Source organism: Streptomyces sp. NPDC006309 (assembly GCF_040613095.1).
In the GTDB taxonomy this organism is placed as follows: Bacteria; Actinomycetota; Actinomycetes; order Streptomycetales; family Streptomycetaceae; genus Streptomyces.
The window spans coordinates 106,403-117,724 of sequence record NZ_JBEXRO010000023.1; the positions used below are offsets into that span (position 1 = coordinate 106,403).

9 protein-coding genes are annotated in these 11,322 nt (G+C 71.9%); 3 read left to right on the forward strand and 6 right to left on the reverse strand.

The window, feature by feature from the left end; translation table 11 throughout:
* Positions 1–178: 178 nt before the first annotated feature.
* From ABZ117_RS26420 to ABZ117_RS26430, 3 genes are all read right to left on the reverse strand, one after another.
* Positions 179–790, reverse strand: coding sequence for a restriction endonuclease (locus tag ABZ117_RS26420; RefSeq protein ID WP_356824303.1), 612 nt, complete (start codon positions 788–790; stop codon positions 179–181).
* A 167-nt stretch (positions 791–957) separates the two neighbouring features.
* A complete protein-coding gene (locus ABZ117_RS26425) occupies positions 958–1,167 on the reverse strand; it encodes a hypothetical protein (protein ID WP_356824280.1) in 210 nt (69 codons plus the stop codon).
* A 644-nt stretch (positions 1,168–1,811) separates the two neighbouring features.
* Positions 1,812–2,747 (reverse strand): LysR family transcriptional regulator, encoded by a 936-nt coding sequence (locus ABZ117_RS26430; protein WP_356824281.1) that lies wholly within the window; start codon positions 2,745–2,747, stop codon positions 1,812–1,814.
* Positions 2,748–2,882: 135 nt separating this feature from the next.
* Between ABZ117_RS26430 and ABZ117_RS26435 the strand changes: the two genes are divergently transcribed.
* On the forward strand, positions 2,883–4,166 hold the full coding sequence (locus ABZ117_RS26435) for an MFS transporter (protein ID WP_356824282.1): 1,284 nt from the start codon (positions 2,883–2,885) through the stop codon (positions 4,164–4,166).
* 20 nt (positions 4,167–4,186) lie between these two features.
* Here ABZ117_RS26435 and ABZ117_RS26440 read toward each other — a convergent pair whose 3' ends face one another.
* Positions 4,187–5,002 carry a helix-turn-helix transcriptional regulator gene (locus tag ABZ117_RS26440; protein ID WP_356824283.1) on the reverse strand — a complete coding sequence of 272 codons (816 nt, stop codon included), beginning with the start codon at positions 5,000–5,002 and terminating at the stop codon, positions 4,187–4,189.
* Between the two features lie 129 nt (positions 5,003–5,131).
* On the opposite strand from ABZ117_RS26440, the gene ABZ117_RS26445 reads away from it, so the two are divergent.
* Entirely contained in the window at positions 5,132–5,869 is a 738-nt protein-coding gene (locus tag ABZ117_RS26445; RefSeq protein WP_356824284.1) for an SDR family oxidoreductase, read from the forward strand.
* Positions 5,870–6,899: 1,030 nt separating this feature from the next.
* On the opposite strand, the gene ABZ117_RS26450 is transcribed toward ABZ117_RS26445, so the two are convergent.
* Entirely contained in the window at positions 6,900–7,880 is a 981-nt protein-coding gene (locus ABZ117_RS26450) for an alpha/beta hydrolase (protein ID WP_356824285.1), read from the reverse strand.
* Positions 7,881–8,185: 305 nt separating this feature from the next.
* Here ABZ117_RS26450 and ABZ117_RS26455 point away from each other — a divergent pair, with 305 nt between their 5' ends.
* Positions 8,186–8,605, forward strand: coding sequence for a spore-associated protein A (locus ABZ117_RS26455; protein WP_356824304.1), 420 nt, complete (start codon positions 8,186–8,188; stop codon positions 8,603–8,605).
* 94 nt (positions 8,606–8,699) lie between these two features.
* Here the strand turns inward: ABZ117_RS26455 and ABZ117_RS26460 are convergent, their stop codons facing one another.
* Complete coding sequence (locus ABZ117_RS26460) at positions 8,700–10,502, reverse strand: coagulation factor 5/8 type domain-containing protein (protein WP_356824286.1); 1,803 nt, start codon at positions 10,500–10,502, stop codon at positions 8,700–8,702.
* Between the last annotated feature and the right edge of the window lie 820 nt (positions 10,503–11,322).

Here is an 11,322-nt window from a genome sequence, read left to right on the forward strand (position 1 = left end):
CCACGTCGGGACGCTGATCGACGACGACGGCGAGGGCGACGGCGACGGCGGTGGCGGTGGCGGGTGGCACGGTGGGCGTCGCCAACCGCGACCGCGGCAAGGTTTGGCCGTCCACGGCCCGAGCACCGACGAAGGTGCCCACGTCCAGCAGTACCAGAACAACGGCACCCCTGACGGCCTATGGCGGACCGTCGACAGGAGGGCGCCGCCTGGTGCCGTCGCCGCTTCCGTTCAGCGGGATCAGGGTCTCCAGGTGAGCGCCCTTGACCCAGGAGCCCAGCAGGTCGCGGTGCAGGGCCACGATGTCCTGGCGCAGCGCCAGGCCCAGCGCGGCCTTCGTGAACGAGCGGCAGGTGGTGACGAACAACGCGACATCCGCACCGTGTTCGAGGCGGGCGGTGCCGACGAACTTCTGCATGTCCTGTGAGGACACGCTCCGGTGCGGCGCATATTTCTTGCACTGGACCACCAGTTTGCGGCCGTCAGCCAGGTAACCAATGACGTCCGCGCCCAGGTCTCCGCTCTTGCCGCTGACAACAACCTTCGTGCAGCCGTCCCGTCGGCACAGCTCGGCGACGTACGTCTCGAACTCCTGCCACGACAGCGCGTCCACCTCGGCCATCGACAACTCCCGCGCCCGGGCCTCCTCCCGCGCTCGCCACGCTCGGTCCTGGCCGACCGCCAGATGGTGCGTCCGCAGCAGCGCCCATCCGGTCCCGCCCATCACGGCCGCGGCGAGCACGGCCAGCAGGACGGGCCACACCACAGCCCAGTGTCCGGCCACCCACACCGCGGCAGCCAGCGTCGCCACCGCGCCCCAGCCCCGCAGCTGCCTGCGCGTCCGCTTCTTCAAGCGCCGGCGCCGTCGACGTGCTGCCACCACTCCCCCGCTGCCCAGACCCCTGATCCGCAGTGGCCGCCCGACAGGCGCCGTCCGGCCCTTAGGTGTGCGGCGGCTCATCGGCCGGCCTGGGTGACGCCACTCGCAAGCTGCCCCAAGATGTTCAGGATCCCCCGGCCCGCCGGGGTGGGCGCGATCAGGACGCCCAGCGCCAGGACGATGACGACGGTCATCTTCTCGTCGAAGCGGCTGCGGGACTCCGTGCGCCGCCGCAGCCGGAAGAACACAATGACTGCGAGCAGTACCGCCACGTTGATGGTCAGCAACCGTCACAACCTCCCCCATACGACCGGTCATCACCACGCGGGGGCGGCAGCACGCCACCCCAGCCTCCTTATGTAGCCGGGCCTCAGTTATGCGGGGGCCGGATTGCCGACGAATGGCACAAAGGCGTCGGACCTGTCCGAATACCGCACACAAATCAGTCGTAGCGCCCGGGGGCCCGGCGCCGTGCGCCGGTGCTCGGCTTCTGAAGGCCGTATACGTCGCCATTGCCTGCGCATCACGGTCGCCTTCCTACCGGATCGCTTCCCAGGCGGGTCCGGATCTGCAAGACAGAGGACCTCGGCGAGCGGGTGGCCGGGCGTGCCGACTCGGTGACGGGCACGGACGCTACGCGCGAGCGGTTGGCCGAGAGCTACGCCGCCCGGCCGCCGGCCACGCCTGCCAGGCCGCGCCGCCGGACGCCTCGGCCCCGCAACAGCCAGGTGCCGCAGCGCAGCGGCAGCAGGCTGTTACGGGGACCTTCGGCCCACGCGGAGCCCGGATGTGCGTCGTGTCGTACGGCAGTGTCGGCGTCTCGGTGTTCCGGCACCGGCCCGGGCGGTTCGGGCCCGCGGAGGTGCGCCCGGTGCGGCGCCCCGGCCGGGAGAACCGGCTCGGACACGCCCCGTACGAGAACGAGGCGCGGTCAGCGTAGGAGCACCCAGCTCGGGGTCCAGGTCCCGGTGGCGTCCTGGTCGGTCGCCGTGGTGGCGAGGTGGGCGCGGAGGGTGGCCAGGGCCGGGTGGGGGTTGTCGCGGTGCCAGAGGAGCGAGTGCGGGTAGACGGGTGTCGGGTCGGTCACCGGGATGCGGCGCAGGCCGTGGCCGGCGGGCCAGACGAGGCGGGTCTGCGCGCCCATGAAGGTGGCCAGGGCCGGGGTGTCGGCCACGGTGTCGAGGAGCGCGTCGGAGCCGAAGTTGGGGCCGGTCGCCTCGATGGTGAGGCCGAACTCGGCGCCGAGGTCGTCGTAGTAGGCCGCCCATTCGGTACCGGGGACGATGCCGGGCATCCAGATGCGGTGCCCGGCGAGCTGGGCGACGGTCACCGACCGGGCGCCCGCCAGCGCGTGGGAGGGGCCGGTGAGGAGCTGGAGCGGCTCGTCGAGCACCCGGACGGACTCGATGTCCTCGGGGAGGGGCCGGCCGGGCACGGCGACGGCGCGGAAGGAGGCGTCGATCGCGCCGGAGCGGATGGCGGCGACGGCCGTCTCGATGTCGAACAGCATCACCACGTCGAGGTCGATGTCGGGGTGCGCGCGGTGGAAGCCCCGCATCAGGCCCGACGCGGCGACGCGTGAGGCGATCACGTCGACGCGCAGCGGACGGCGGCCGGCGCGCACGGACCCGGCCGCGCGCTCGGCGACGCGCAGCAGCTCGCGCGCGTGGGGCAGGAACGCCTGCCCGTCAATGGTGAGCCGGGCGCCGCGCGGGGTGCGGGTGAACAGCCGTACTCCGAGGTCGCGCTCCAGCGCGGCGATGCGCTTGGAGACGGCTTGCTGGGTGACCGCCAGCTCGGCGGCGGCCTCCTGGAACTGCCCCGCGTCGGCGACGGCGACGAAGGTCCGGACGGCGACGAGTTCCATGCTGACACCCTAGAACCACAACCGATGGTTGTGGCCGACGGTCCTGTGGTTGTTTGATCCTGCGGTACGGCGCTCGCTTTGATGCTTCCGGTCGTCGAAACGGTTGTGGACGGTGAGGGCGGGGGGGCGTCGGGCATGGGAAGCGGGCACCGGACGGTACATCGGCTGGGGCGGCGGTTCGGGTGGCTCTGGGGAGCGTACGGGACCAGCGCGCTCGGCACGTGGCTCGCCTTCGGCGCGTTCCCGCTGATCGCCATCCGGGTGCTGCACGCCGGACCGGCCGAGGTCGCCGCGCTCTCCTCCGTGGCGGCCGCGGTGGGGGCGGCTGTGGCGGTGCCGCTCGGCCCGTGGGTGGAGGTCCGCCGCAAGCGGCCGGTGCTCATCGCGATGGACCTGGTGCGGTTCGCGGCGCTGCTGACCATCCCCGCCGCGTTCGCGCTCGGCGTGCTCACCTTCCTTCAGCTCCTGCTCGTCTCGGTCGTCGTCGCGGCGGCCGACATCACCTTCCGCGCCGCCTCCGGCGCGTACCTGAAGACGCTGCTGCCGGCCGAGGACCTGCTCGTAGCCAATGCCCGCTTCGAATCCACGGCCTGGACGACCACGATCATCGGACCACCGCTGGGCGGCGCGGTGATCGGGCTCCTCGGTCCGGTGGCGACGGTGGTGGCCGACGCCGTCAGCTACCTGCTCTCGGCCCTGGGCATCCGCGCGACGGGCGGGCACGAGCCGCTGCCCGAGCGCCCGGCGGCCACGCGCATGCGGGCCGGGGACCTGCTCGACGGCTGGCGGTACATCCTCACGGACACGACGCTGCGTCCACTCTTCTTCAACACCGCCTTGTTCAACGGCCTGCTGATGGCCACCCAGCCGCTGCTGGCCGTCCTGATGCTCGGCCGGCTCGGGTTCACACCGTGGCAGTACGGCCTCGCCTTCGCCGCGCCCTCGATCGGCGGGCTGCTCGGTTCACGGCTGGCCCGGCCGCTCGCCACCCGGTTCGGGCAGCACCAGGTCCTGGCCGTGGCCGGGGCACTGCGCGCGCTCTGGCCCGTCGGCCTGGCCTTCGTGGGGCCGGGCACCGGCGGACTGCTGCTGGTGGTGGGCGTCGAACTCGGGCTGATCTTCTGCTGCGGGGTCTTCAACCCCGTGTACGCCACCTACCGCCTCGAGCGCACCGCGACCGACCGGGTCGCCCGCACGCTGTCCGCCTGGGCGGTGACGACCAAGGCCTCGTCCGCGCTGCTGACGGCTGTGTGGGGCGTGCTGGGCAGCCTGCTCGGCCCGCGTACAGCGATCGGCCTGGCCGGCGTGCTCCTGCTGGCCACCCCACTGCTGCTCCCCCGCCGCGCGGCAGCACATCCGTCCCAGCCGGAACCGGCACCGTCGCCCGCCCCGGCACCCGCCCGGCCCGCCCAGCCCTGAGAGAACTGGGCCGGTCACGGCTACGCCCCGTCGGGCAGTTCAACGCTGTCGAAGTAGATCACCAGCGTCTGCTCCGGCTGTTCGGCCAGATGAAAAGCGGTGTAGACATATTCGGTCGCTCCCCGCTGCGGATGCCGTAGCCGTTTGCGACCGCTGTGCCGGGCCTGCACCTCGTACCGGGGCCACCAGTCCCGCACCTCCGGGCTGCCCTCGTTCAGCTCCTCGATCAGGCGCGTGTACCGCGGGTCGCCGGGATGGCGTGCGGCCAGCGTCCGCAGCCGGGCGAGCAGGCCCCGCGCCTCGGGTTCCCAGTCGAGCAGAACCTCCCGGGCCACCGGTTCGAGGAACACCCAGCGGACGAAGTTGGCCGGCCGGTCCGCGTCGGTGATGAGTTCGGGAAACAGTTCGCCGGCCGCCTGGTTGTGGCCGAGGACATCGTAGTTGCCGCCGATGATGTAAGCCGGGTGCGGCTGGAGCAACAGGGGGACGGCTCCCGCCCCGGCCGGCAGCGGCTCGTGTTCCCCGGCTTCGGCCGCGAGCGCGTGACCGGCGAGTTGGAGGAGGTGAGCGCGCTCGTGACGGTCGAGCCGCAACGCCGCGGCGAGGGCGTTGAGCACTTGTACGGAGGCGCGGATCTCCCGACCCTGCTCCAGGTACGTGTACCAGGTGGCGCTCATCCCGGCCAGCAGCGCCAGTTCCTCCCGGCGGAGTCCCGGGGTCCGGCGGCGGCCGGTGCGGGGCAGGCCCACCTCGTCAGGGGTGAGGCGCTCTCTCCGGCTGCGCAGGAACGCACCCAGCTGACGGCGGCGGTCGCGGTGGTCCGGCTGTGCGGGCATGACTGCTGACCCCTCTGATTCCAGGATAAGTACTGGTCTGGATACCAGGCTAAGCCTCTTGAAGACTGGTGTGCGTGCACAAGGCCACGGCGCCGCCGACGGCCTCACTGCCGAGAAAGAGGACGCTTGATGAGCGGGATCAACGGCAAAATGGTGGCGATCACGGGAGCCAGCAGCGGCATCGGCGAGGCGACCGCGGTGCTGCTCGCCGAACGGGGCGCGCGACTCGTCCTTGGCGTGCGCCGGTCGGGGCGCCTGGCGGAACTGGTGGCCCGGATCGAGGAGGCGGGTGGCGCAGCCGTACACATCCGTACCGACGTCACCCGGCGGGACGACCTGCACGCTTTGGTCGCGTTGGCCGGTGAGCGGTTCGGCCGACTCGACGTACTGGTCAGCAACGCCGGAGTCGGCACGATCTCCCCTCTCGACGATCTGTGCGTCGAGGAGTGGGATCACATGGTCGACGTCAACGTGAAGGGTCTGCTGCACGGAATCGGCGCCGCGCTGCCGGTCTTCCGGGCGCAGGGCTCCGGGCAGTTCATCACCACCGCCTCCACGGCCGCGTTCCGCATCGTGCCCGCGATGGCGGTCTACGCCGGCACGAAGTTCGCGGTCCGGGCCATCTGCGAAGGACTGCGCCAGGAAGCCGGCGACTGTCTGCGGGTGACCACCGTCTCCCCCGGTCCGACGGTCACCGATTTCGCCGAGGCGTCGACGAACGAACAGGTCAGGGCGGAGATCACGAGATTGCGGGACCATATCGCGATCCCGCCCGACGCGATCGCCCGGGCCATCGCCTTCGCGATCGAGCAGCCTGTCGCGGTCGACGTGAACGAGATCGTCGTACGACCCACCGCCCAGAGCTGACCGCCGTCGCCCCTGCGCGCTGCCGGTCTCGTCGCCGGGCGTGCGGAATCTGCCGGACTCCGGCGCGCGGAGAGCCCTGCCGTCCAGGAGGTGCCCGCATCAGTGTCCGGCGCGCCTCAGGGGCGGTTGGTCCGGATGTCGCAGCGGTGGTCCGTGTCCGGCCGGGTCGGGCCGGTGCGGTCCGGAGCAGGGTCTGTCCGCCGGTCCGTGGCCAACGGGGCGCGCCATCGCCGTCGTCGGTACCGCCCGAGCGGGCGAAGCGTGTCCAGTGTCGATCATCGTGTCGACCGGGCGCCTCTGGGGTTCCGTCAGGGCGTGAGGTCTGCCGCCCAGGTCGAACAGGTACGGGAGTCCCGTGGTGTGGGTGGCGCCGAGCCGGAAGGGCGGTTCGGTCGTCCTGGGGCGGAGCGCGTTCGGGTCGGCGAACTCGTGGCAGCACACGGGCATCCGTCCGGCGGCACCGGACCGTGTTCGCCGTCGGGCAGGCGTAGGCGAGTCGCCGATGACGGCGCCGAACTCCGGCCCCGCGCTGTCCCCGTTGAGGGGGTAGGCGCCGACGACCTCAGCGGTGCGTGCCCGGTAGGGGATGCAGCTGCCGACGAAGTCCGGCCAGGTCGCCGGCGTGACGACGGTGCCCGCGCGCATGATGCCGGTGGCCCAGCCTCCGTGGACGGCGGACCACTCACCACAGCGCCGCGATCTGGAGCGCGGCGAGCAGGAGTGCGGCGGCGGACCGCCACGGGCCGTGTTCCTCGGCGCCCGCGACGACGGGCCGTGGGCGCCACCACGCCGAGCACGAGCACCGCCGAGCCGGTCCGCAGCGCCCGGACAGCTCGCGCGGACGGGGAGAAGTAGCCGGTGCCGTCCGAACCGGGCCGCCGATCCACGGCCTGACGCTGCCGCATCCGGCGCCGCCGGCGGGCTCCGGACGCCGGCCGGCCAGAAGCCACCCGAACAGTGGATCGGGCAGCAGTCGAACCATTCCGACAGCACCGGGCGGCGGCGCGGGCGGGTGCGTCAGGCGGGTGCGTCAGGCGGGCAGGGCGGTGAGCCAGTCGGTCAGGATGCGGTTGACCTCGGCGGGGCGTTCCTGCTGGATCCAGTGGCCGCAGCCGTCGAGGAGGTGGGAGGAGACCAGGCCGGGCAGGGTGACCGGGTACGCCTCGATGGCGTCGGCCAGCCAGGTCGTGGAGGCGTCCAGGCTGCCGCCGATGAACACCGAGGGCTGGGTGATGGGGGCACCGTCGAAGGCGGCGAGGTCCTCCCAGTCGCGGTCCATGTTCCGGTAGCGGTTGAGTGCTCCGGTCATACCGGTGCGTTCGAACTCCCCGGCGTACACGTCGAGATCGCGCTCGCTGAGCCAGGCGGGCAGCCGGCCGACGGGGAACCGGTCACGCAGCGTCCCGGTCCTGCTGACGAAGTGCGGATCGGGAGCGCCGGGTGCCGGCATGGTGTCGGCGGACAGAGCCGCGTAGAAGCCCGCGAGCCAGCCGCGTACATCGGGTTCGATCTCGGCCTCGGCGCGGCCCGGCTCCTGGAAGTACGAGACGTAGAACTCCTCGTCCCCGCCCATCCGGGTGAAGACGTCACTGGGGCGGGGGCCGCCGCGCGGGGTGTAGGGCACGCTCAGGAGGCCCACCGCGCGGAAGACGTCCGGCCTGAGCAGGGCTGAGTTCGCGGCGATGGCCGCGCCCCAGTCGTGGCCGACGACCACCGCCGACTCCTCGCCCAGGGCGTGCACCACCGCGACGTTGTCCGCCACCAGGTCGGGCATCCGGTAGGCGTCGGCCGGGACCGGCTTGGAGGAGCGGCCGTAGCCGCGGACGTCGACGGCGACCGCGCGGTGTCCCGCCGCCGCGAGGGCCGGCAGCTGGTGACGCCAGGAGTACCAGGATTCCGGGAAGCCGTGCACGAGCAGCACCAGCGGCCCGGTCCCCTGCTCCACGAGATGGATCCGGCCTCCCGGTGAGGCGACGGACCGATGTGTGATGTCCGCGATCTGCTGCGCCATGCGTCTCCTCCAGGACCGTCGATCTGCCGCACCCGGAAGCGGCCGCTCTGCCGCCGTTCCGACCGCTCGACTCCCATGATGCGGAAGGCCCTGCCGAGACGACGAGTTCGTTTGCCGTTTCGGCAAGTCGGCCTCGAACGGCACGAGTTCGTGACTGTCGCGGGGCACAACCATCGGTGAGGGTGGCAGGCGTACCGGTCGTCACACATGAGGGGAACGGCGGCCGTGCCGTCCGTCCCCGCGGACGCGGCCGTCAGGCCGTCCACCGTGACGACCGACTTATGGGGGAAGAACCGATGTCACACATGTCCCGCGCCCGGCGCGTCCTGTCCGCCGTGGCGGTGGCGGGGACGGCCACCGCCGCTCTCCTGGCCACGGCTCCCGGCGCCTCCGCCGTCGCCCAGGCCGCCTACAACGGCGCGTGCGGCTCCGGCTACAGCGTGGTCGACTCCGCCCCGGTGGGGAACAAGGGCACCGCCTACCTGACGTACAGCTCGTCCACGGGAAAGAACTGCCTGGTCATGATCCGCAACGTGAGCGGGGACCCGGTGCCGATGGAGCTGTATCTGAACGTCAGCGGGGACGAGATCCACGACAACTACGACAGCGGCACCTACCGGTCGTACGCGGGCCCGCTGTACCTCAGCGCGAAGGGGCGGTGCGTCGACTGGTACGGACGGCTGGACGGGGTCTGGTTCGGCGAGAACGGCACCAACTGCGGCTGACTTCCGTACCCGCGCCCCGAGGGCCGGAGACGGCGACGGACCTGGCCGGAGTGGAGGCCGGGCCCGTCGCCGTGCGGTTCCGCCCGGTCCCGGGTCAGGGGTACGACAGCACCGTGGACGGCGTGGTCGACGTACCTGACGTCGGTGCCCCGGTCTCGTTGATGACGTGCTCGTACTGGCCCTGGCCGCCGAGGGACACCACGAGCAGGTCGTGGAACTTCACGCCTGCGGTGTTCGGGGCGGCGAAGCCGTGGTGCTGCACGATGCCCGGATCAGCCGTGTAGTTGCAGTAGCTGCCCAGCCCCCAGGCTTCGTGGGCGGTGACCTTGTCGCCGACCTTGTAGGCGGCGTAGCCCTTCACGGAGCCGTTCTGGATCGCTGCCTGGTTCGGGGCGTCGTACGCCTTCTCGTTCTGGAAGAAGATCGTGCGGCCCCGCTGGCCGTACCACTGCACGTCGTACTTGTTGAAGTGCTCGACGAACAGGCCCGTGCACAGGACGTCGTCGCCGTTGACGACGATGCCGTAGTCGGCGCGGTTGGTGTCCCATCCGACGCCGGTGCCGTGGTCCGCGCGCCAGACCCAGGTGTGGTCGACGATGGTGTTCCTGCTGTTGATGACCATGCTGGTGGTGGCCTTGCCAGCGCCCGCTCCGCCGATCCGCACGAACACGTCCTGCACGGTGGTCGGGTTGGCCGAATGGTCGCGGGAGGCGCCGGTGGGGCCCACCTCCAGCAGGGTCGCGGAGTTGACCGGCCCCGCATCGATGAGGAAGCCCGCCAGCCGTACGCCGTCCACGTCGGCGACCCGCAGGGCCGTGGCGCCGTTGTCCGGCACGATCGTCGCGTAACCCAGGCCCAGGATCACCGTGTTGGCCCGGTTGACCTGGATCGGCTGGTCTACGTGGTAGATCCCCGGAGTAAGCAGCAGGTGGAGCCCCTGAGCCAGAGCCTGGTTGAGGGTGGCCGCGGTCACGCCCGGCTTGGCGACATAGAACTGCGACAGCGACAGCGAGGTGCCCCTGGGCGTGCCGCTGCCCCAGGTGACCCCACGCGCATTGGTGCGCTTCTCCGGCAGGAAGACGCGGTACTCGCCGCCGTCGAGATACAGGAACGGCTTCTCGCGGGAGACGGGAGTGGTGTCGAGGGTGGTGTACGGCGGGTTGGGGAAGCTCTGTGCCGGAGCGCCCTGGACGCCGGAGAACACCATGTTCCACACGGCGTTGGCCCAGCCCCCGATCGCGCTGTCCCGGGTGTACCACTGCTGCTGCGAGTAGGGGCCGACCTGGCCGTCGACGCGGCAGTCGGCGATGTAGCCGCCGCTGGCCCAGCCGTAACCGGCCGGGGCGAGGTTGAGGCCGCCGCGCACGTGTATCCGGCGGAAGGGGGCCGCCTGGGCGACGGCCCAGCGGTTGGTGCCGTTGGCCGGGACGAGGGCCAGGTTCTCGGCCGAACGCCAGAAGTTCTGCGTGGCGTTGCCGTTGGCCCACCCCGCGTCGACCGTGACGTCTCCGTTGATGGTCGTGTCGTCGGGCGACAGACCGAGGCCGGCGATGGAGGTGTAGAAGCCGATCTGGGCGTTGAGTCCCGTGTAGGTGCCGGGCTTGAACAGCAGGGCGTAGCGGCCGGTGCCGAACTGCGCCGACTCCTGCTGCCGGAAGACCTCGTCGAGTTTGGCCTGGATGCCGGGCGTGGCGGGGTCGAAGACGAGGACGTTGGGGCCGAGGTCGCCGCCGCCGGCCAGGGCGCGCGGCCGGACGGCCGAGGGAGTCGCCGATGCGGGAGTGGCCAGGCCGGTCAGGAGAGGGGCCGACGCCGCCGCGGCGGCGGCACCGATGACGGTACGGCGCGTGACGGGAGACCGGCCGGAGGCTGGGGAGTCGGAGAAGGCAGGGGGCATGGGGGGCTCTCCTGGTTCGAGATCTGAACGGTGTGGGGGTAGGGGGAGCGCTCTCTCGCCGGGAATGCTTCAGTCCGCTGAACGCACCGTCAAGAGTTGCGACGCAAATCCATAGGCTTTCGTTCATGTCCCGTCGACCTCGCGGCAAACGCCGGCACGCGCCGAACGGCGAACCTCAACGCCCGCGAGCCGAAGGCCCCTTGACTTCGCCGGCGCGTGCGTCCCGAGTCTCGTACTCTCCTGCCGGGCCCCTTGACACCTCGGCATCGCCGACCTGAGACTCGGCGATCCGGAGAGCGCTCTCCTTCACTTGGTGCCGCCCATGCCGGCATCACTCGGTCTGGGCCGCGTCGCGCATGACCTGCCGCTGACATGGGTGACGGAGCTGCGCTCGGACCACTGATCCGCCGCCCGGCCGGGGGCGGAGGAGGGCCGTGGCGAGGCGGGTGGGCCTGGACGGGGGCCGGGTGGGGGCCATGGAGGGCCGGGGGCCTCGGACGGGAAGCGGGCGGCGGTCGGAGACGCGAGCGGCTGGGGTGGCGGGGGGCGACGGACGGCCGTCGCAGAAGGCTCAGCGGTCCGGACGGGAGGCTGGGCGGCGGTGGGCTCCAGGGAGGTAGGCGGACGGCGGGCGGCCCCCGGCAGACAGATGGTCGACCCCGGCAAGCGACGAGGGGCGGCCGGCAGGCAAGCCGGGGGGGTGGGCGGACCCCGGCAGGCGACGAACAGTGACCGGCAGGCAAGCTGGGCAGCAGCCGGACCCTCGACAGGCGGCGAGCGGAGGGCGGACCCCGCCAGGCAGACGGACGGCGGTCGACTC